The sequence below is a fragment of the Priestia sp. TRN 1309 genome, assembly GCF_050846875.1.
Lineage (GTDB): Bacteria > Bacillota > Bacilli > Bacillales > Bacillaceae_H > Priestia > Priestia zanthoxyli.
Window position 1 is genome coordinate 352,365 of record NZ_JBOZGM010000004.1, and the last position, 19,681, is coordinate 372,045.

At 34.7% G+C, this 19,681-nt stretch carries 22 protein-coding genes; 9 read left to right on the plus strand and 13 right to left on the minus strand.

Translation table 11 applies throughout. The annotated features are described in order from the left end of the window. Positions 1 to 49 precede the first annotated feature (49 nt). Positions 50 to 619, minus strand: coding sequence for a MarR family winged helix-turn-helix transcriptional regulator (locus ACRPLQ_RS18025; RefSeq protein WP_165635775.1), 570 nt, complete (start codon positions 617 to 619; stop codon positions 50 to 52). Between the two features lie 242 nt (positions 620 to 861). On the opposite strand from ACRPLQ_RS18025, the gene lgt reads away from it, so the two are divergent. From lgt to ACRPLQ_RS18040, 3 genes are all read left to right on the plus strand, one after another. Then, positions 862 to 1,677, plus strand: a complete 816-nt coding sequence (lgt, locus tag ACRPLQ_RS18030) for a prolipoprotein diacylglyceryl transferase (protein WP_098627278.1) — start codon at positions 862 to 864, stop codon at positions 1,675 to 1,677. A 245-nt stretch (positions 1,678 to 1,922) separates the two neighbouring features. Next, entirely contained in the window at positions 1,923 to 2,969 is a 1,047-nt protein-coding gene (locus ACRPLQ_RS18035; protein ID WP_432236199.1) for a YeiH family protein, read from the plus strand. A gap of 475 nt (positions 2,970 to 3,444) precedes the next feature. After that, on the plus strand, positions 3,445 to 4,404 hold the full coding sequence (locus ACRPLQ_RS18040) for an aldolase catalytic domain-containing protein (RefSeq protein WP_165635772.1): 960 nt from the start codon (positions 3,445 to 3,447) through the stop codon (positions 4,402 to 4,404). A gap of 147 nt (positions 4,405 to 4,551) precedes the next feature. On the opposite strand, the gene ACRPLQ_RS18045 is transcribed toward ACRPLQ_RS18040, so the two are convergent. The 7 genes from ACRPLQ_RS18045 to ACRPLQ_RS18075 all read right to left on the minus strand — a co-directional run bounded on the left by ACRPLQ_RS18045 (position 4,552) and on the right by ACRPLQ_RS18075 (position 10,048). Beyond that, positions 4,552 to 4,887: a L,D-transpeptidase gene (locus tag ACRPLQ_RS18045; RefSeq protein WP_013056432.1), complete on the minus strand. Its 336-nt coding sequence runs from the start codon at positions 4,885 to 4,887 to the stop codon at positions 4,552 to 4,554. Between the two features lie 74 nt (positions 4,888 to 4,961). After that, positions 4,962 to 6,224 (minus strand): glycosyl hydrolase family 18 protein, encoded by a 1,263-nt coding sequence (locus ACRPLQ_RS18050; RefSeq protein WP_165635771.1) that lies wholly within the window; start codon positions 6,222 to 6,224, stop codon positions 4,962 to 4,964. Positions 6,225 to 6,815: 591 nt separating this feature from the next. Continuing rightward, positions 6,816 to 7,247, minus strand: coding sequence for an ATP-binding protein (locus tag ACRPLQ_RS18055; RefSeq protein WP_033578618.1), 432 nt, complete (start codon positions 7,245 to 7,247; stop codon positions 6,816 to 6,818). A 117-nt stretch (positions 7,248 to 7,364) separates the two neighbouring features. Continuing rightward, the gene (locus ACRPLQ_RS18060) at positions 7,365 to 8,054 is read right to left on the minus strand and encodes a Na-translocating system protein MpsC family protein (protein ID WP_033578617.1); all 690 of its coding nucleotides are present in this window, start codon (positions 8,052 to 8,054) and stop codon (positions 7,365 to 7,367) included. A gap of 139 nt (positions 8,055 to 8,193) precedes the next feature. Beyond that, complete coding sequence (locus tag ACRPLQ_RS18065; RefSeq protein WP_098999935.1) at positions 8,194 to 8,409, minus strand: hypothetical protein; 216 nt, start codon at positions 8,407 to 8,409, stop codon at positions 8,194 to 8,196. A gap of 177 nt (positions 8,410 to 8,586) precedes the next feature. After that, positions 8,587 to 9,282: a Na-translocating system protein MpsC family protein gene (locus ACRPLQ_RS18070; RefSeq protein WP_014460656.1), complete on the minus strand. Its 696-nt coding sequence runs from the start codon at positions 9,280 to 9,282 to the stop codon at positions 8,587 to 8,589. 448 nt (positions 9,283 to 9,730) lie between these two features. Beyond that, positions 9,731 to 10,048 carry a DUF3243 domain-containing protein gene (locus tag ACRPLQ_RS18075; RefSeq protein WP_014460657.1) on the minus strand — a complete coding sequence of 106 codons (318 nt, stop codon included), beginning with the start codon at positions 10,046 to 10,048 and terminating at the stop codon, positions 9,731 to 9,733. A gap of 254 nt (positions 10,049 to 10,302) precedes the next feature. Between ACRPLQ_RS18075 and ACRPLQ_RS18080 the strand changes: the two genes are divergently transcribed. After that, complete coding sequence (locus ACRPLQ_RS18080; protein ID WP_098113362.1) at positions 10,303 to 10,707, plus strand: hypothetical protein; 405 nt, start codon at positions 10,303 to 10,305, stop codon at positions 10,705 to 10,707. Positions 10,708 to 11,042: 335 nt separating this feature from the next. Here the strand turns inward: ACRPLQ_RS18080 and ACRPLQ_RS18085 are convergent, their stop codons facing one another. Together ACRPLQ_RS18085 and ACRPLQ_RS18090 are read right to left on the minus strand one after the other, a co-directional pair. After that, positions 11,043 to 11,204 (minus strand): hypothetical protein, encoded by a 162-nt coding sequence (locus ACRPLQ_RS18085; RefSeq protein ID WP_165635770.1) that lies wholly within the window; start codon positions 11,202 to 11,204, stop codon positions 11,043 to 11,045. 624 nt (positions 11,205 to 11,828) lie between these two features. Next, positions 11,829 to 13,424 (minus strand): acetolactate synthase large subunit, encoded by a 1,596-nt coding sequence (locus tag ACRPLQ_RS18090; protein ID WP_432236200.1) that lies wholly within the window; start codon positions 13,422 to 13,424, stop codon positions 11,829 to 11,831. A 355-nt stretch (positions 13,425 to 13,779) separates the two neighbouring features. On the opposite strand from ACRPLQ_RS18090, the gene ACRPLQ_RS18095 reads away from it, so the two are divergent. The 3 genes from ACRPLQ_RS18095 to ACRPLQ_RS18105 all read left to right on the plus strand — a co-directional run bounded on the left by ACRPLQ_RS18095 (position 13,780) and on the right by ACRPLQ_RS18105 (position 16,473). After that, positions 13,780 to 14,424 carry a glycosyltransferase gene (locus tag ACRPLQ_RS18095; protein ID WP_108674578.1) on the plus strand — a complete coding sequence of 215 codons (645 nt, stop codon included), beginning with the start codon at positions 13,780 to 13,782 and terminating at the stop codon, positions 14,422 to 14,424. Between the two features lie 750 nt (positions 14,425 to 15,174). Next, entirely contained in the window at positions 15,175 to 15,375 is a 201-nt protein-coding gene (locus tag ACRPLQ_RS18100) for a cold-shock protein (protein ID WP_013056409.1), read from the plus strand. A gap of 951 nt (positions 15,376 to 16,326) precedes the next feature. Continuing rightward, on the plus strand, positions 16,327 to 16,473 hold the full coding sequence (locus tag ACRPLQ_RS18105) for a BH0509 family protein (RefSeq protein WP_014460666.1): 147 nt from the start codon (positions 16,327 to 16,329) through the stop codon (positions 16,471 to 16,473). Between the two features lie 81 nt (positions 16,474 to 16,554). Here ACRPLQ_RS18105 and ACRPLQ_RS18110 read toward each other — a convergent pair whose 3' ends face one another. Continuing rightward, a complete protein-coding gene (locus ACRPLQ_RS18110) occupies positions 16,555 to 17,073 on the minus strand; it encodes a hypothetical protein (protein WP_033578610.1) in 519 nt (172 codons plus the stop codon). A gap of 115 nt (positions 17,074 to 17,188) precedes the next feature. Beyond that, a complete protein-coding gene (locus tag ACRPLQ_RS18115; RefSeq protein WP_154972789.1) occupies positions 17,189 to 18,076 on the minus strand; it encodes a LysR family transcriptional regulator in 888 nt (295 codons plus the stop codon). 188 nt (positions 18,077 to 18,264) lie between these two features. Here ACRPLQ_RS18115 and ACRPLQ_RS18120 point away from each other — a divergent pair, with 188 nt between their 5' ends. Further along, positions 18,265 to 18,603, plus strand: a complete 339-nt coding sequence (locus tag ACRPLQ_RS18120) for a DMT family transporter (protein ID WP_325077862.1) — start codon at positions 18,265 to 18,267, stop codon at positions 18,601 to 18,603. After that, the gene (locus tag ACRPLQ_RS18125) at positions 18,603 to 18,914 is read left to right on the plus strand and encodes a DMT family transporter (protein WP_048018655.1); all 312 of its coding nucleotides are present in this window, start codon (positions 18,603 to 18,605) and stop codon (positions 18,912 to 18,914) included. The genes ACRPLQ_RS18120 and ACRPLQ_RS18125 overlap by 1 nt, the downstream gene beginning before the upstream one ends. A gap of 237 nt (positions 18,915 to 19,151) precedes the next feature. Here the strand turns inward: ACRPLQ_RS18125 and ACRPLQ_RS18130 are convergent, their stop codons facing one another. Then, positions 19,152 to 19,664, minus strand: a complete 513-nt coding sequence (locus ACRPLQ_RS18130) for a DIP1984 family protein (protein WP_034264971.1) — start codon at positions 19,662 to 19,664, stop codon at positions 19,152 to 19,154. Between the last annotated feature and the right edge of the window lie 17 nt (positions 19,665 to 19,681).

The following is a 19,681-nucleotide window of genomic DNA, read 5'->3' on the forward strand; positions in this document are numbered from 1 at the left end:
TTAAAAGGATTGATATGCTTCAAAGTAAAGTAGCCTATCAAATTTATTTTTATAAGTTCTTTTTTATATTATCAATTGCTTGAACTCTTCGACTTTCAAGCTCCCTTATCACTCTCAACTGTAATTCATTGTGATCTTCATCCATTTTGATGTTGCCTTCTTCTTCAAATCCATCATGTCCTTCCCCGTCAAAGCTATAAAGTTTCTTTAAAAGCTTCCACATTATTTCCAACTCTTCGGTTGAAAACTTTTTAAAAAGGTCTTCCAAAAAGAAAATTCCTTTTTCTGAAACAACAAGCAGCGCTTCTTTTCCCTCTTTGGTGATTTTTACGTTAACTGCACGTTTATCTTTACTGCTAGGAACCACGTCAACATACCCCTTCTTTTCCATAATGGTAATTAACTGCTTGACGCTTTGTTTTGTGGTTCCTAATTTTCTAGCAATATTATTTAACGTTGTTTCATCTTCAGGTAAATGAGCAATTGCCACCATCGCCATATGCTGTCTTGATGTTAAGAGCTCAAGAGACTGATCTCCTTTCACCTGGACTTTATTTGCCAGAGAAAATAAGGTAGCGTAAGTTTGCTGCATTAAAAAAAGATCTTTATAAATATCCATATTAACCCTCCATTTTAGACAATATATTGTCTAAAATAATAGTATATTTTGGTAATTAAGTCAATGTACTGTTTATTTTAATTTTGACTATTCTGTTACACTAAAGCAGGCAAAGAAATAGTGGCCTTTCGTAAGCAAAAGTTGTCCTTTCTATATCTAATTAGATATACTAAAAAGGCACTCTAATTTAATATCACTCTAAAAAATGTAAGAAAACCGATACGAAGTAAAGGAGAAAAAACATGAACCAACACACACAACCTTTAAACCCTATCGCCTTCCACCTTGGTCCACTTGAGGTCCATTGGTATGGAATTATTATAGGGATAGGAGCTTTTTTAGGCTTTTTGTTAGCCTCGAAAGAAGGAAAGAAACGAGGTATCTCTTCAGAAACCATCTCTGATTTACTTCTGCTAGCACTACCCATTGCTATCGTTACTGCTCGAATTTACTACGTACTTTTTGAATGGAGTTACTATAAAGACCACCCAGGCGAAATTATAGCAATTTGGCATGGAGGCATAGCTATTCACGGTGGAATTATTGGATCTGTATTAACAGCTATATGGTTTTGCAGAAAAAAGAATCTTTCTTTTTGGAAAATGGCTGATGTTTTAGCTCCTAGCTTATTATTAGGCCAAGCTATTGGCCGGTGGGGAAACTTTATGAATCAAGAAGCACATGGCGGACCTGTTACACGTCAGTTTTTAGAAACTTTACATTTACCTGATTTTATTATTAATCAAATGTATATCAATGGAACTTATTATCATCCTACATTCCTTTATGAATCCCTTTGGAACATAATAGGTGTTCTTGTCTTGATCGTACTAAGAAAATCTTTGTTAAAAAGAGGCGAAGTCTTTCTTACTTACCTACTATGGTATTCGATAGGACGATTTTTTATAGAGGGATTGCGTACAGATAGCTTAATGCTAACTTCTCATATCAGAATAGCTCAGCTCGTTTCTTTCCTTTGCGTGCTAGGCAGTTTGATCCTGCTATGGTATAGACGTAAAAAAGGCTTAGCAACTAGTAAGACTGTATCTCTCTCATAAGCACATATGTTTTTGTATGAATGATTTTTTAAAGAATTAAACGATAAAAACATACAAAAGGAGCAAATTGATTTTCAGTAACTCTGGAGATCAACTTGCTCTTTTTTTGTTTCATTTATTAATATTTTTAATCTTAATAATGATTTATCTGTATTTTACTAATAATAAAGTGTCTTTTATAGTTAAATCATACACTTCTTGTGTGAAGCCGCGCTTGATAAGAATTCATATTGGAGATGAAATGTATGATAAATATAAATAAAGCCCAAAAGCGGACTGTATTCTTACGAACAAATACCCGGACGTCATTTAATATTTCTTTATGGGCTGGAGGAATTGCTTTTACTTTTCTTTTTGCTTTACTTGCTTATGGATTAGCAAAAGTCCCGGGATTTAATCATATCGGTCCACTAGCCTGTTCAATTATAATGGCAGTCATTTATCGTCAAATTTGGGGATACCCTGAAAAAATAAGGTCTGGAATTGAATTTTCTTCTAAAAAGCTGTTACGTTATGCGATTGTTTTATATGGACTAAAGCTTAATATTGATGTTGTTATTCATCAAGGGCTAGGACTGCTACTTCGCGATGTGGGAACGGCTGTATTTGCGATTGTTTTAACAATTCTTCTAGCCAAATGGATGAAGGCTGATCGTGGTTTATCTCTTCTTTTAGGAATAGGAACAGGAATATGCGGTGCGGCAGCTATTGCAGCTGTTTCTCCGATTGTAAAAGCAAAAGAAGAAGATACAGCTATTGGAGCTGGTGTTATCGCTTTAGTGGGAACTCTATTTGCCATTGGATATACCATTTTAAGACCTTATATACATTTAACGAATATCCAATATGGAATTTGGTCAGGCGTTGGTCTCCATGAAATTGCCCATGTAGCTCTAGCTGCAGCACCGGCTGGACGCGACGCCCTAGCTATTGGCCTGTTGGCTAAGTTAGGCAGAGTGCTTTTACTTGTGCCATTAAGCTTTATCTTAATGTACTGGATGAAGCGAACAGGAAAAATGGAAAAGGATACGAAGATTGAATTTCCTTGGTTTTTAATAGGTTTTATCATCATGAGTATTTTTGGGAGTTATGTTGTTGGTAAGCACCTTATCATACCTAAAACGATCATGAATGATATTTCAACTCTAACCACGTTTCTTTTAACAATGGCTATGGTCGGCTTAGGGTTAAATGTAAGTATGAAGGCTCTTCGAACAAAAGCATTAAAGCCGTTGATTGCGATGTTTATTATCTCTATACTCTTATCATTTCTTACGTTTTGGACGATGTAAAGACCAGTAAATTAAAATGATTAAGTAACAGCTAATACTTCGTATACAACTGTTAATGTGAAAAAAGTCTTTTATTTCTCAGGTTTTAAATATCTTTCCAAATTTATGGATTAATTATAGAGAAATCTAAACCTATATTAGATACTAATGGCAGTTCCTCTCCTTAATAAACGGTTTCAATTAAAAAACACCCTTTATTGCAGTAAGTAGTGATGTAATAAAGGGTGTGTTTGTATATACTAGGGGTTGTAGTGCTGAACTTGGTGTTGTTTTAAGAGCATCAAGCGGATAAAAATCCGAAGCATCTCCTACCATGAAATACAGTAAAGCAGAGAAACATTTAGAAAATACATTGACGCCTCTGAATCAGTCATGGTATAAACACAATAGGAGAGTTTAGCACTTAAAAGCATAAAAGCGATAAAGTTTAAAACAGTATTTATATAAATAGAATACATAGGAGGAAACAACTACCATGGGACATAATAGCAAAATTATAGACTGTACCATTCGTGACGGAGGTTTAATTAATAATTGGGATTTTAGCGTTGAATTTGTGCAAGACTTATATAACGGCCTAAGCGCAGCCGGCGTTGAATACATGGAGATCGGTTATAAAAATTCACCTAAGCTTCTTCAAGCAACTGAGCCCAACCCATGGAGATTTCTTGACGATAACTTTCTCAAAGAAATTATTCCTGAGAAAAAGTTCACGAAGCTATCTGCCTTAGTAGATATTGGGCGTGTAGATCCAAATGACATCTTGCCGCGTGAACAAAGTATGTTAGATATGATTCGAGTGGCATGCTATATTCGCGAAGTAGATAAAGGCTTAGAGCTTATAAAAATATTTCACGATTTAGGCTATGAAACTTCACTTAACATCATGGCACTATCTAGCGTACCGGAAAATCAGCTTATTGAAGCATTTGAAATGGTAAAGAAAAGCCCAGTAGATGTTGTATATATTGTTGACTCCTTTGGAAGCCTAGACCCTGCCGATATCGAGCATCAAGTGAAAAAGTTCCAAGCCATGATTCCTAGCAAACAGCTTGGGATCCATACCCATAACAACATGCAACTAGCTTTTGCTAATACATTAACTGCGATGCGTAATGGCGTTACATTCCTTGATTCATCTGTTTATGGTATGGGCCGTGCAGCTGGTAACTGTAACACAGAGCTGCTTGTTAGCTACATACCAAAACCAAGCTATGAGATGAAGCCGATTCTTGGCGTAATTGAAAAGCATATGCTTGAAATGCGTCAAAAGTGGGAATGGGGCTATATCATTCCTTACATGATTTCTGGTGTGCTGAATGAACATCCACGTGTTGCTATGGCTTACCGTGATAGCGAGGATCGTGACAAATTCGTAGATTTTTATGACAAAGTAACGTCTCCAGAAGTTACTACGTCTCCAGCATCAAAATAAGTTAAAATACTAAAAGTACCTCTGTTAACCGGGGTACTTTTTTGTTTTCGTACAAAAAGCCCATGATTGTATAGCATATCCTTAAACTTTGATACCCTCGATCTCGACAATTAACTAAATGTAAACAGTCGTGCTCTTCTTAAACTATTATTTATGTATATAAACCGGCGTTCCAATAGGAACTGCAGAGGAAAGTTCTAGAATATCTTCATTATCCATTCTGACACATCCATGTGACATATCTCTGCCAATAGAAGCTGGATCATTGGTCCCGTGTATTCCATATGTAGGCTTTGACAGTCCCATCCATAAGGGGCCAAATACAGCTGGAGGAGTAGTATCTTTATTAATGATTTTAAATTTTCCAGTTGGAGTTGGAGTAATCATTTTCCCTACAGCAATAGGATATGTCTTTACTAATTTAGCTCCATCATATAGTTTTAATTGATGCTGCTTTATTGAGACATCTATCCTTTTTGCCATAGAAGAACCCCCCACCCTCTTATAATTTACTATACATGAAATTTTCTGGATTGATCCATAATGACTGCTGCTATTTATACCGTTCTAATAGTGAAAAATTTCTTTAAAAGCCAAGGCCCTGGCGTAAATCCAAGTGTTAATTGCCAAGCTCCTATTGCTTGCAAGCCGAATTGACGAACTAACACCATTTTTTCACTCATGCTTCTTACATCTTCAAACCATACTTCATGCATCTGCCCCGCTTGATCTTTATATCGAAAAAATGGGGATTTGTACTCCTTTGAATATTGGATGGGCGACTGATATCTCATCGCTGTTTTAATCGCATTTTGATTTGATATAGCAGATGCTACTGTCCCAGGCCTGTAAGGAATTGACCAGTTATATCCATACAAAGGAACGCCAATGATGAGTTTTCTTCGCGGAACACTTTTTATCGCAAATTCTACTGTTCTCTTTACTTCAGTAATAGGTGCAACAGGACCAGGGTCGCTGCCTGCATGGTGCCAGTCATATGCCATTATGAACATAAAGTTAACAACCGCACCTATTCCTCCGTAATCATATCCTTTTAACCAAGGGATATCTTCGCTTGTCTTGGCTGGAACCGCTATTGTCAGCACATAGTCTGCAGGTTTTAAACGTTCACTCAGTTGACGTAAAAATCCGGTAAAAAGGTCTCTGTCTTCGGTCTTCACACGTTCAAAATCAATATTTACCCCTCCGTATCCTTTTCTAGATACTAAATCAAAGATATTATCGACAAGATTTTTTCGTGCCGGAGGATTATTTAAAACTTGATGGGCAAGATCAGAACTAAATCCTTCAGAAGTTAGATTAGTAATCGTAACTAACGGTGTAACTCGGTTTTTCCAAGTCGTTTCAATCGCTACTAAATCGTTTAAATTATTTATAATATCTCCATTGCTGCCAAAATGATATTCAAAGATAGAAATGGAAGAGGAATACGTTGCAAAATCACTGATTAACTCGCGATCTGCTTCTGGGTTTCGAACGGCATAATATTCTAGTGTCCCTGCAATATAGTCTGATATGTTAGGAATGTTTATTTTCATTCCGACTTGCAAGTAGTTATACGAGACTGAAGGATTGGCCCTTTTCAATTGCTCCAAGGACACGTACGCTTTTTTAGCAATACCTTTCATCGTATCACCAGGTTGAACTGTGTATACATATAGGGCTATGAGCAAGGCTTGACCTGGAACAATATTTGCTTCTTCTAACCCATTCACGCTCCTAAGCTGTGCAACGGAATAACCATATCTTCTGCTTATTGAAGATAACGTATCACCAGGCTGAACTATATGAACAAACATGTTTTCTCCTCCTATGTACTCTTTATCTATTTACGTTTTATTCCGCACCAAGTTTAAAAAAGCCATTCAATAAATGTATATGAGTATTGTTTGTTTATATAACTGAGTTAAGTAAGGGGTAACCTCTTTACACACTCTCCCTCTATTACGTCCCTAATACGGGTAGAAATGTTCCAGAGATGATCTCAAAATCTATGTATCATAAATGTATGTTTTTGGTGTACTTGAAACAGGCTGTTTTTTGTCAGATAGGATTATATTAAGAAATAAAAAGAGCAAGCTCTCTATCATGAGAGCTTGCTCCTTCCATTTAACGATTAAATGGAATTGCTCATAATTTCCCACACCTTTTTCTCATGTTTTTAAGCCTCTTGTGATTACTGCAGAGAAAAATTTTTGTCCTACGGCTAAGAGTTAATAGAGGAGAAGCACATGCTGAAGGCACCAACTCAAGCATGTGAAATATCTTAACCGTATCCTAGAGCAGGATCATCAGGGGATGATATTTTTAGAAGCTATCTCCTATTTAATAAAGGAGTTTTTTGTAAAGAGGAAGTCAGTTCTTTCTTAACCTTTTACCTTGTGTTTCTTTTATTTATTTCTTTTTTTCCATTTTATAACCTCGATGTTAACGCCATGATCTTCTTGAGATGATATGGTGAATTCGTCCATTAATTTTTTTACCCCTGATAAACCAACGCCTAATCCCCCTGACGTTGTATAGCCACTTTCTAGCGCTTGTTGAATATTTTTAATGCCTGGTCCTTTATCTATAGCTATTATTTTGAGTCCTATTTCAAGTTGATTCTCTATTATTTCCATTATAATTTTTCCCGTCGTGGCATATTTATATATATTTCTGGACAATTCTGAAATAGTCGTAATAATTCGGGCTTGATCAAGTGTGCTGAAGCCTAAGCAGTTAGAGAACATCCGTCCTTTCTGACGCGCTTCTACTATATCCACTTCAGTGTGTATCTCAACAGTTAAAGGTTCCTTTCCTTCATCCGATTGAAATAGCATCATTATCACCACTTTCTTTATTTTAATAGGAGGGGAAAAACAATAGGCCAAAAAGAAAGGTTAGATAACCTTTCTTTTTGGCCTACATCTAGTTCAGTGCCTAGCTTATCAGTGCCGTTATGAAGTTGGGTTTAAAATCAGAAGAATTGTACTTTTATCTTTATGAAAATCCCATGCGACTAGTATATCTGTTACCTTTGAATCTAAAATTACTTCTAATGATTGGCTATGCTCATGAAGTAGCCTTTTTTCGAGATTTCTTTTAGCCAATGTAAGGTTTTCTTCAAACCCTAATTGAACTAATTCTTTCTCTACATTTACCATAATACCTTCCCTGATTATAAGGAGTGTTCTCTGATCTAATAAATAAGAAGAAACATCTTGAGGAAGTTTTTCTGCTTTTTGAGTCACTTCCTCAACTTCTTTATGCAGCAATTTCTGATTTTTATAGGAATGGTTGACTATGTTATTTTTATCAGAATGGATCATGATAAACATGCCAGACTGCAGCTCTAAATTCCAATCATAATAAAATTCTTCAATATCTAAATGTATATTTAATTGGATATATCCTTTTATCTCTTCAATTAAAGTCTCCATCAACAAATCACGTGTTTTTTGAACATAGATAACTTGTCCCTTGTCTAGCAAAGCCTTTTCTAAAGGTAATAAAAAGGCTTTAAAATAAACGGTTATAAAAGGAGGAGAAATGACGGTGAATACACCTCCAGGACCTCTTCCAAAATTTTCACGAAGTAACCTTCCCATATAACTACTTAATTCTTTTTCCAGTTTCGTTTTATCCATAGATGGTGCACCTAGTTTCTAGTTTCATAAGGTATACTATTCGTGATGTTTTATGAAAACTCCTTCTTCATCATAAGATCATTTTAGGTAATAAGAATTCACTTTCTATAAAATGTAAACTAGTCATACTAGTACATTTTTAATAGATTGGTTTCTGTTTACCTTTGTATTTTCTATGTTTAAAGATTCTTCTTTTATTTGAAATTCCAATTTTACTTCCGTAGATAATGGTACTTAAAAGTATTATATCCTTGCTAATTTCTTCTTTGTAAAATTCATTGTCATACTTTTTGTAATCCTGCAACAATCGACGAAGCTCTTTTATAAACAATACAATCTCATGATTATCAGCCATACCGACCAAATCCTTTCTGTTGGCACATCCTATTTTCAGATGCTATTTTAGGGGATTATTCCGTTACAAAAGGACTTACTCTTTTGAAACAACAAAAATAAGCCGAAAAAGAAAAGGTATGAGCTTTTCTTCCTCGGCTTATGTTTGGCACAATGTGTCCAATTCATTACTGCCTCATTAATTTTTTGGTTTTAAGATAAGAGTAATAATGCTATTATCCTTTTCAAAATCCCAATCCACAAAAATATCAAGAATGTCTGCATTTAATATCTCATCATAGTCATCGTTTTGTCGTAAGATTCCTTTTTCCAAAGGGCGTTTAGAGATGCGTAAGGTGTCATCAAAACCCAACGAAATTAGCTGCTTTTCAATAGCCACCAGTATTCCTTCTCTTACGATGACCAATGTACGATCACTTAATTTATACGAAGAGATTTTCTCAGGCCCTTTTTGTGCAATTTCACTCATCTTTATAATCCGATCATGAATTGCTTGTTTTCCTGGGTAAGGGTCACCCTCAGTCAAATCGGCTTTCAAATCGTCCAGACAAACTCCCACAAAAATTCCGGAGTGATGATCTAAATTCCAATCATAATATAAGTGCTGGATGTCAAGGTCTGTAATCCCTTTAATTTGACCAGTGATTTGAGGTTCAAGAGTCTTTACCAAAAGCTCTCTTGTAGTCATAACCTGAAGTTCTTCATTCTGGTTTAACAGTACTTGTTCCATCGGCGATACAAAGCCACTGACATAAATAACAACATAAGGTTCATAAATCGTAACATGAACAGCCTCGGGGCCTTTTCCAAAGTTATCTCGTAACAATTTGCCCAAGTTATTCGCCAATTTTGTTTGCTGAGCCTTAATATCCATATTTCTTCATCCTTTATTAAGAAAGAAGCATCATATCTTCTTTCCATCATTTTATTGTACCATTACGAACGAATAATTTAAATATGCAGAATAAATAAAAAATAATTTGTTACTTCATGTTTAACCGAATTATAAACGTTCAAAACCTCTTCTTTCTATTGCTTGGTACGTATTTTGAATGTCACCGAAAAATACGAATCCGTTGGATTCGTACTGATGTTTTCAATGAAGTGAGTTATAGCATGTAGTCAAATTATTGTTGGGGAAATATAGCTTTATCTTTTAATTGATGCATCGCAGGGACATATTAAAAAATAAACAGAGGTGGTGCAGCATGAAAGAGAAAAAAAAGCCACTTATTTTACGCAAGTGGCTCTTTGCTATGTGGATTGAATTCACTTGAACCTCTAATAAATAATGGGAAAACGTAATCTATAATCGATTTAGATTATTCTTTGACTAATTTAACAAGCATATGAGCAAGATGATGTTGTTCTTCCTCGTTTCCAACTTTCCATAACTCATGTAACAAGTATTGCTCTTCATTTTGTGGCTCCTCATGGGTTGCGAGATAGTCAGCTATTTTTTTAGCTGCTAGAGCTAGTTGATTATCATTTAACCCTAGTTTCTCACCTTTTGTGACTTTATCCCCTAAGTAACTTTTAAATTCGTTAAAACTGGAAAGGATGTTGTCTTTCTTCTCTTGACTCATTTCATTTAGTTTATCCTCTACTTTATTCTCAACGGTTTCAGTATTATTGTTCATTTTTCATTCTCCTTCCAATTAGGTATCAATGTTCTTATATGGTAAATCCCCCATTTACAGGTATATAAACATTTCGCAGCCTATTCATATATTAAGTAGAATAATAGTAAACCTTGAATAAAACTCGAGTATTTGTAATAAAGTTTAGTGAAACACCTTTTTGATAACAGGATGTATTTCTTAGGATGTTAACAACCTAGGTTAGTTCCACAAAACTTAACGGGTTATTTAGATGAGGAACGGAGTGAATACAAATGAGTTTAGCTACTTATATAGGTTCGAACGTAGAATTACCTATTAATAAGGAATTAGATAATTTAGTTACTATTGGGAATTGCTTTTCAGATGAAAGAAATCGATTGAACATAAAGAAACACCAATTTACTACCCTTTATGTTTATGAAGTTGCAAGTGACTGGGGAATTGAGATTACGGAATATATGAATAAGAGCAGGCGCAAAGAATCAAAAGAGAAACTAATTGCACTATGCAAATTGATGGACCGCTATCTTAAGTCAGGAGACTTTTTTGAATTGTATAGTTGTTGGGTAGGAGAAGAAGCTGAAGAACCAGAGAGGAAATTAACGTTAAACATCCATTACTTTGACATCGACGACATTGACATGCCAGAAAAAACATTAGTTAGAATTGAAAAATGAGTTTGCCCTATTATTATGGTGAAATTACCCTTATATAGTATACATAAAAACAGAAAAACTCCCCTAATACCTTAAGGGAGTTTTTCTGTTTAGTTAAATATTAAGGGTGTAATTGCTTGTTACTTACATATCATTTAATATTTTTGTAGATATTTATTATAACCTATCAAATGATTTCGGGAAAGCAAAAAATGAAAGCGATTACTTTTAATTCAAAATAATAGATGAAATATAACTGTCTTTTTATGAGATGTATTTTGGTTCTGGAAAAATACAGTGCTTAAGCTTACATGCTCTAAATTTCTCCTCATCTATTAATAGATAAGGGGGAATTTTTATTCTTTATCGTTTCCTGGCACAGCATTAGAAACTATAGAAGTGTCTCCAGTATAATACTTATGGGGATAAGGATCAGAAGGCTTTGTTGCAAACTCTTTCTCAAGATCAGCTAATTCCTCTGATACCTGTTCTAAATCATTTGATTGATTATCACTCATATAAAACTCCTCCTTTTAATTAAACAATGTTCATCGCGCATTAAGGATACGTTTTTTCATAATGTGGATATACATGCTGTTTTTATTCTATACTTTCCTGTGCCTTTTCTTCATTTAGTATATATTTCAAATTAATATTTATTACTTTTTATAGGAAATTTCATTAGTCAATTATCTACCGCACCCATTCTTTTTTGTTTTATACTTTCGCTTCCTCTAGGGTTTCTTACCTATACACTAACTAATCTGCTTCTTCTGATTATCCAGCCAAGTGAACTTATTATTTTTCCTTTTACAACCGGAATATTGGGAATGGGCATAGGCGCTGCTTTTTACATTTTTAACAAGAGATTGTACATTGTTATAAGTGGCGCCACTCTATTAACTGTTGGGATTATTACCTTATTGTACGGTTTCAAATTCCCAATACTAGGTCCTGCGATTCCCAATAATTTTTCTCTTTCTACTACTGGTTTAATTTTTGTATTTACTTTCCTTTATAGTTGGATTTGGGTTGAGCTCAGCTTAGCTTATTTAAAAAAATTAAAAACATTTATTTCCTAGTGAATCTACAGACTAATCTCTTAACAGAGATAACTCGTTAAAATAATGGAGAAATCGCAATCAGCTTTTTAGAAGAACGTCAATTAGGATAATCTCATCTGCATTTTTTAAGGCTCTTTTTATTATATTTTCAAATTCGACTAAACTATTTGCCCGTTCTCCTTTAATTCCAAAGCTAGCTGCCAATTGGACAAAATTTGGGTTTGTAAAAGTTACTCCATAGCTCTTACCAAACTTTTTGTTCATCATTTCCTGCTCTATTTTTAATGTAGAGTCGTTTAAGACAATAATAATGAATGAAAGCCCTAAGCGCTTTGCCGTCTCTATTTCTGCAAAATTCATTAAAGCTCCTCCATCTCCAGTAATACAAATAACTGAATCATTAGGGCAGGCTAGTTTAGCTCCAATTGAGCCTGGTAAAGCAATACCCATGGAAGCTAGACCATTTGATATAATGAACTTGTTAGCGTTTTTGGGTTGATAAGTTCGAGCTATAGATACTTTATGAGCTCCCACATCTGAAATCACAATTGTTTCCTCTGAAGAGAGCTTATCGATACTATGCAAGATATTCTCAATTGTAAAATGAAGTAAATTGCTGTCTATCTTTTTCTCTTCAATATGATAGGATTGCTTAATTTGTTTCTGGAGATTACCAGAAGGAATCCACGGTTTAGAAGGAATATCGAGCTGATTGAATACCCGTAAAGTCTGCTTTATATCTCCAACCAATTCAGCTTCTACTGGATAATATTCATCTATTTCTGCTGGTAAGGTATCTATATGTAAAATTGGTGTTTTTTCCGTGTTCCATTCTTTGGGTAGCTTCTCGACAAAATCAAACCCAATTACAATAAGCAGATCAGCTTCCTTTAAGCCTGCGAGCACTTCATCTTTCTCATTAAATCCAAACGTAAAGAAATTTTGTGGATGATCTTTAGATAACACACCTTTAGCCATATAACTATGGGTAACCGGTGATTGAAGACGTTCAATAAATAGTTGAAGCTCATCCACGGCTTCCTGTCTAACAACGCCGTTACCGATAATAACAAAAGGTCTCTCATACTGCCTAATAAGAGTATTGGCAGCCTGAATTGACTCCATGATAGGTATACTTACGGGTATAGATGTAGGTGAAATAGGTTTGATGGGAACGATTTGAGTTGCTAATTCTTCTGGCAATTCTACTACTATGGGTCCTGGCTTTTCCATTTGTGCAATTTTAAATGCTTTTCGAATAATCTCAGGAAGCGTTTGTGCATCTTTTATTTGAACACGCCACTTCGTTGCTGGTTCTACCATTTTAATAATGTCCATATATTGATGTGACTCTTTATGCTGTCTCCCCAAAACAGCCTGTCCCGTTAATGCTAAAACAGGAGAGTGGTCTAGTTTTGCACTAGATATACCTGTCAATAAATTAGTAGCTCCTGGTCCTAATGTTGATAAACATACCCCTACTTTGTTTGTTAACCTTCCGTATACATCTGCCATGAAAGCAGCTCCTTGTTCATGCCGCACATTCACGAATTGAATCTGTTTAGAGTTGGATAAAGAATCAATAAAATCCAACGTCTCTTTACCAGGTATTCCGAAAATATATTCAACTCCCTCATTTTCTAAACATTGAACAAGTGTATCCGTCACTTTCATATTGTTCGACCTCTCTTTAGATAGTATTCTGACAAGCTTATGTGAAAGAAATAGCTCATTAATTCTTATCTCGTCTTTTCTCGTTTTAACTAACCGAAACCCTAAATATATGGAATGAAATCATACTCACTAACTATTGTTTATAGTGTTACCATTAGGTTCTTATGTTAAATACATTTTTTAGAGAATGTATAAATAATTGGATGAGTCAACCTTTCATCCGTGTGAACTGATTGGGAGTGTGACAATACTCTATAAAGAATTATTATTAGAAAGTAACATTTTAAGGAATGTAAAAAATCCCATATACAAATAATAAGCCGAATACTCGCATAAATTGGAAGGAGCGGCTTTTATGAAAAGATTATTATGGGTAGGATTTATTGTGTTATTTTCGCTAAACATGCTGGTTGAACCAAGTAGTGCTCGTGCTGAAGCACCAGAACATCGTGTTAGTCAATCTCAGGTAACGTTTGAAAATGAATTCAGAAGACTTTGGATGGATCATGTATTGTGGACAAGTAATTATATTACAAGTGCAACAACAGCAGGATCAGAAGACCAAAAACAGGTGTTGGCAAGGTTATTAAAAAATCAGGAAGATATCGGGAATGCTGTGAAGCCGATATACGGAGAAAAAGCTGGGAACAAACTTACGGCTTTGCTTAAGGAACATATTGTGATTGCCGGCAAGATTGTAGATGCAGCTAAAACGGGAAAGAAAGCCTTGGTGAATCAATTAAACAAAGAATGGTATCGAAATGCTGATGATATAGCAGCGTTCCTTAGCCAGGCTAACCCTTATTTAAAAAATGAAGACTTAAAAAAATTACTGTATATGCATCTAAAATTGGTGACAAATGATTTATCTGCAAGCTTAGAAAAAGATTGGGAAGCAAGAATCGTTGCAATTGATGAAGGAATCTCACATATCGTCTTAATGGCAGATACTATATCTGCGGGAGTTGTGAAACAGTTTCCAGAGAAATTTAATAAATAATCTTAATAATCGCCAATAGAATGCTGGAGATTATTTGAAATTCCTTCATAAGAAACTGCACCTGTAAGAACTCTTTTGATTGATGCCTCTAGGAGACCTTATGTTCACTAAAAAGGTACATGTAGATATTCTGCATAAATCGTCATACCAAAAAAAGGTTTATTAAACTTAAACACTGGGTATTATCAAATCAAGACGATGTGTTAAGAGTACCGCCCGTGCATAGGGTGTGTCCTTCTCTATTCTATAAAAAATGGCGCCTCCAACGGCGTCATTTTTTATTTGTAAACAAGTTTAAGGATGCTTCATGCGAAGGTTGGATTTATATCAAAAGGTACATAGATTCTTATCTAATAGAATCTATTTTTACACCACTATTCAAAAAGATTTTGAGTGAACTTCCCTTTCTTTTGGGCAGACGGGTCCCCGTGTGCTCTCTCATCTAATTTAGTTCATATTTATGAATAAAATGCCCATAATGAGTATGTGGGCATTGGTTGATCTTTGACTTCTATCATTTCGATGTTTAGAAGATCACTTATAAATATTTTGAGGTTTTTGCATATGAACCTCATTATGATGTAGATCGTCATACCCCAATCACCTTTTTAGTGAAGTGAGTATTGATAAAGAAAGTTAGAAAGATCACATTAATTTAAGTTTAAGATGTCTCTATTGGGATAATATAATAAATAAGCTAGATTTAATGATAATCTGGTTTATTTTCTACATTCTAGGAGGCAACAAAAAATGGAACACGGTAAAGTGAAATGGTTTAATGCTGACAAAGGTTTTGGATTTATCGAGCGTGAAGGTGGAGAAGATGTATTTGTTCACTTCTCAGCTATTCAAGGTGAAGGCTTTAAATCCTTGGATGAAGGTCAAGAAGTGACTTTTGATATCGAACAGGGGCAACGCGGACCACAAGCGACAAACGTAAATAAAGCATAAAAACCATACTAAAAAGCAGACTCTATTTTCAGAGTCTGTTTTTATTTAAAAAGATTTTTATATCAAAACTTATTTATCAATAATTATAGTTCGTGTTTTTTTAATTCTTCTTCAAAGAAAAAGGTACTTGGATATTTGTCGACTGTATAAGAGTATCTTTTCATGTTTTTTACATAATGATTTTTTAAGATTGTTACTGATTCATTCGATACTCTTATAGTTACTATTTCTCCATTACTAAATATTTTCTCACTCATAGCCCTTATCCTTTTTTGCACCTGTGTAAATTACATACAAAATAATAAGCGTATTAAGAAACCTGCTGTTTTTGTGTATATAAAATTTTTCATAAAATTGATATCTTGGGCATAATACAGGATAGACACTTGGTAGAGGGGCGATTATTTGAGGCTGAAGGATGGAAACTTTTATACAGATAGTAGAACCAATAAGGTATATAGATTAAATGAAGATGACAAGGGAAGCTGGTACCTGAGTACACGTGATGATGAAGATCATCATCAAATGTCAAAAACCTCGGGGCGTAACATGATGAAATTGATAAAGAGTTTTTATACCAAAGTGAACGACAGTTGAAAATTTATCACTCTGCAAAACAACATAAAAAAATAAAGCTAGCTTAACCCAGCTAGCTTTATTTTTAGTTTATAGAGCTAGTTATCATAATGTTTTTTTAGGAATTAAGCAACGATACGAACAAAAATTTTTAACCTGGCCGTTGGCAATCACCTATTATTTAATTTCGATTGCAGAAGCCTTGTTGTCCCAATCCGACGCCATAATACCATTTCTATATTGTTTTTTGAAAAATCATCTATAATTGATATTGTTTTAATCTCATATTGAGATATATAATAAAAATAAGAAAAAAGAAAACGCTCTCTAAATTTAAATACATTGTTACTTTTCAAACTATAAGGAGGATTTAAAATGAGCCAAGTGGAAAGAAATTCTAAAGTGCAGAAATTAGTTGAGTATAAAAAATTCAATGAAGAAGAAGTTTTAAAAATGACAGATCCGCAGGTTGAATATTATCACTGGCTCTATTTTGATGATTCCGCTTATGATTATATGTAACTCAACTATAAAATAAGAAAAAAGCACAAAAACGTTTGGTTCCAACGGGTTTGTGCTTTTTTCGTTTCTTTAATTATACGATTACTCGTTTTCAATACCTTTTCCTGTGACAACAAAGTGAGGGCTGTCTTCCTTTCGGTTGAAAAGTCTCCAGAACTCACTATACTCATCGTCTTCTGACGTATCCGGAAATCCCTCCACTAAATAACCTTGAGATAAAAAGATCTTTAGCCCTCCTACTTCATCCGAGTCAACTCTTTCAACAATCGTGTGTTCGTTTATACCTTCTATAAAAGATTCAATTCGTTCATCGAATCGATTATTTCCCTGGACATCCCATTCAAAGTACTCATTTTCATCATCCAATCCTGTTCTTGGAGAATAGAAATCCCGTGAGGCTACTACAATTTTATTACCTTTGACAATACGCCATGAACATTGAATATGTAAAGCGTATTCAGCTACCTCTTCCGTTTTCCCCCTTCTGGTTACTAAAATTTTTTCTCCAAATCCTAGCCAAAACAAATTTGAGGCTCTCCCCGCGCATCTTACATTTAAGCCCACTAATTTGTCTAATTTTGATATAGTTGCTTTTCTCATGCTTTTCTCCTTTTATTTGCAGCTAAAGCTCACTTTTACTGCTCAAATTAATACCTGGTATATTCATACTAAACATAAGCTACATAAAAAAGCTCTTTGTGAAAACACCGTCTGTTTATTTCTGCTTTTTCCCTTCTCTTACTTCGCTGATTGTCTTTATAAACTCACGCTCAGTTACTCCTAGATAGGAGTCGGAACGACGAACATATACAATCCTAAGGTTTCTATAAGGCCCAGGTATTGAAAAGAGCTGTACTAACCCTTCCCTCTCATATCTCTCCGCTAATGACCGGGCTATAAGTGTCACACCAAGACCAGAAACTACTGTCCCCATAATCGTTTCAAGTGTAGCAAATTCCATAATTTTCGGCGATACGATTTGTTCGTCTTTTAACCATTGCTGTAGTCTTTCTCTATATTGGCAGCCTTCATTAAATAAAATGAATGGTAGGTGCAGTAACTCTCTGGCAGACTGAATCTGCTTCTTCCCTTTTTCATTTGCACTGCATACAAGTACAATTTCTTCATCAAAAGCCGGAATTTGATCAAGCATTGACACATTTACTGGTTCTGCTACAAATGCCCCGTCTAGCTGGAACTTAAGAACTTTCTCTATTAATTGTGTACTTACTCCTGATACTAGAGAAATATCCACATTTTTGTGCTTATTATGATAGGAAGAAATGATTTCAGGAAAGCCTACTACCGTTTCAACTAATCCAATACATAATGATCCAACAAGGTTACGCTCATCTTGAAATGCTTTCTGTATTTCATCCATTAGCCTCATCATTTGTTCTCCGTACGTTAAAAGTTTTCGACCTTCTACATTTAATGTCATTCCGCGTCTGTGACGATGAAACAATGGGTGTCCAATTTTTCGTTCAAGAGATCGAATACGTGCTGTTACATTTGGTTGGACGTAACCTAGCTTATCAGCAGCAAGACTTACACTTCCGTATTCTGCCACAGCTATAAATATACGTATATCTTCTACTTCCATAAACATCCTCCTTTCTACTTACGTTCATTCATTTAGGTATTAATGATAATGATATCTACAATCATTTATCATTATTTTACAAGATATCAAGCTCTAGATAAAATAATGACATCCGAGTGCTACTGCAATTATTTAGTAGCCATTACGTAAAGTTCTTAAAATGAGGTGACTAAAAGGAGGAAATCTGATTGTTTTATTTACTATTGTTTCTTGCCATCATCTCGGAGGTAATCGCAGTATTTTTTCTTAATCTTACAAATGGATTCACAAACTTTGTTCCGACTGTTTTAGCCATACTATTTTATTGTTCTTCGATTGCTGCTTATATGGTCCTTAACGCCAAAGGTGAAGTAGGAGTAGCAAGTGCTTTATATGCAGGAGGAGCAACCGTACTTGTTGTTGTCACAGGTATTATTTTTTTTGATGAAACTATTTCCTTATCTAAAATCTTAGGAGTTTCTCTTATCGTAATTGGTGCAGTTTCTCTTAACATTAAAGGAAGTTCTAAAGAAAGAAGGGCAGCATAATGGGATACGTATTTTTAACGATTGGCTTAGTTTTAGGCATTGCAGGGCAAATGTGTGTAAAACTATCTAAAGGCTTTAAACAAACTTTTCCCACGATAGGTGCATTCTTATTGTTCATTGCTTGTATTTATTTCATTTCTCTAACAACACACTATTTTGAAATGGGTATTGTTTTTGCTATATGGGCAGGGCTAACGATTGCTAGTACAACGCTGTTAGGTATTTATATATTTAAAGAATCAAAAAACAAAAGAAAGATTATCTCCGTTACTCTTATTATTACAGGGGTTATTATACTGAAAGCTTTCTAATAAAAATAAGATAAATAAGGCCCTTACTTAACTTATAAGTAAGGGCACCATAGAAGGAGTTAAAAACAAGGAGGTATTGGTCATCGACCGTCCATTGCTATAGTTGGTTATTGGTAAATAGTAACGGTGTAATGGGTCATTGGATTATTGGTTTTATCACTTGCCATCACAATAGTACTTTGAGTACACTAAACATTCTCCTTCTATGCCTTGAAGGGAGTCTCACCTCTTCAAGGATTAAAAATATTTATCTCCATCAAACTCTAACTCTATTTGATAGTTTTTAGCGTTAATTAAATTCGATAATCTATTTGCTTTCTTTTCAACCTCTAGCCCTCTTAGACGATATTCTTCAGGATCAAATGTAGCCACTTTAATAATGGATACCCCTTCTCCATAGTAAGGATATTCTTCTTTAGACGATGATCCAAACTCTTTGTATTTTCTTGCTTTGGCACGTAATTGAGTGGCATATTCAATCGCTTCTACAATTGTTAGTTTGTGTTCGTTATAAGTAATATTATTTTGAATATTGGCTTGATACATTAATTTATCAAGTAGACGTAAATCCTTTCGAATATCCTCTAAATCCTGTTCAACATGAGCTAGTGATCGAGCCTGAGGAGGAATCTTCTCCCCTTTTTCAATCTCTACAAATGCAACACGGTCCATCTCTTCTTCTAATTCGTGTATTCGTTTTGATAATACACTTTTCAATTTCACAGCCTCTGCTAGAGAAATTTTAGACATAGATCAAAGCTCCTTTA

What these genes read in the sequence shown, in the direction of transcription:
- ACRPLQ_RS18025 (WP_165635775.1), bottom strand. Translation starts at nt 619, where the DNA reads ATGGATATTTATAAAGATCTTTTTTTAATGCAGCAAACTTACGCTACC.
- lgt (WP_098627278.1), top strand. Translation starts at nt 862, where the DNA reads ATGAACCAACACACACAACCTTTAAACCCTATCGCCTTCCACCTTGGT.
- ACRPLQ_RS18035 (WP_432236199.1), top strand. Translation starts at nt 1,923, where the DNA reads ATGATAAATATAAATAAAGCCCAAAAGCGGACTGTATTCTTACGAACA.
- ACRPLQ_RS18040 (WP_165635772.1), top strand. Translation starts at nt 3,445, where the DNA reads ATGGGACATAATAGCAAAATTATAGACTGTACCATTCGTGACGGAGGT.
- ACRPLQ_RS18045 (WP_013056432.1), bottom strand. Translation starts at nt 4,887, where the DNA reads ATGGCAAAAAGGATAGATGTCTCAATAAAGCAGCATCAATTAAAACTA.
- ACRPLQ_RS18050 (WP_165635771.1), bottom strand. Translation starts at nt 6,224, where the DNA reads ATGTTTGTTCATATAGTTCAGCCTGGTGATACGTTATCTTCAATAAGC.
- ACRPLQ_RS18055 (WP_033578618.1), bottom strand. Translation starts at nt 7,247, where the DNA reads ATGCTATTTCAATCGGATGAAGGAAAGGAACCTTTAACTGTTGAGATA.
- ACRPLQ_RS18060 (WP_033578617.1), bottom strand. Translation starts at nt 8,054, where the DNA reads ATGGATAAAACGAAACTGGAAAAAGAATTAAGTAGTTATATGGGAAGG.
- ACRPLQ_RS18065 (WP_098999935.1), bottom strand. Translation starts at nt 8,409, where the DNA reads ATGGCTGATAATCATGAGATTGTATTGTTTATAAAAGAGCTTCGTCGA.
- ACRPLQ_RS18070 (WP_014460656.1), bottom strand. Translation starts at nt 9,282, where the DNA reads ATGGATATTAAGGCTCAGCAAACAAAATTGGCGAATAACTTGGGCAAA.
- ACRPLQ_RS18075 (WP_014460657.1), bottom strand. Translation starts at nt 10,048, where the DNA reads ATGAACAATAATACTGAAACCGTTGAGAATAAAGTAGAGGATAAACTA.
- ACRPLQ_RS18080 (WP_098113362.1), top strand. Translation starts at nt 10,303, where the DNA reads ATGAGTTTAGCTACTTATATAGGTTCGAACGTAGAATTACCTATTAAT.
- ACRPLQ_RS18085 (WP_165635770.1), bottom strand. Translation starts at nt 11,204, where the DNA reads ATGAGTGATAATCAATCAAATGATTTAGAACAGGTATCAGAGGAATTA.
- ACRPLQ_RS18090 (WP_432236200.1), bottom strand. Translation starts at nt 13,424, where the DNA reads ATGAAAGTGACGGATACACTTGTTCAATGTTTAGAAAATGAGGGAGTT.
- ACRPLQ_RS18095 (WP_108674578.1), top strand. Translation starts at nt 13,780, where the DNA reads ATGAAAAGATTATTATGGGTAGGATTTATTGTGTTATTTTCGCTAAAC.
- ACRPLQ_RS18100 (WP_013056409.1), top strand. Translation starts at nt 15,175, where the DNA reads ATGGAACACGGTAAAGTGAAATGGTTTAATGCTGACAAAGGTTTTGGA.
- ACRPLQ_RS18105 (WP_014460666.1), top strand. Translation starts at nt 16,327, where the DNA reads ATGAGCCAAGTGGAAAGAAATTCTAAAGTGCAGAAATTAGTTGAGTAT.
- ACRPLQ_RS18110 (WP_033578610.1), bottom strand. Translation starts at nt 17,073, where the DNA reads ATGAGAAAAGCAACTATATCAAAATTAGACAAATTAGTGGGCTTAAAT.
- ACRPLQ_RS18115 (WP_154972789.1), bottom strand. Translation starts at nt 18,076, where the DNA reads ATGGAAGTAGAAGATATACGTATATTTATAGCTGTGGCAGAATACGGA.
- ACRPLQ_RS18125 (WP_048018655.1), top strand. Translation starts at nt 18,603, where the DNA reads ATGGGATACGTATTTTTAACGATTGGCTTAGTTTTAGGCATTGCAGGG.
- ACRPLQ_RS18130 (WP_034264971.1), bottom strand. Translation starts at nt 19,664, where the DNA reads ATGTCTAAAATTTCTCTAGCAGAGGCTGTGAAATTGAAAAGTGTATTA.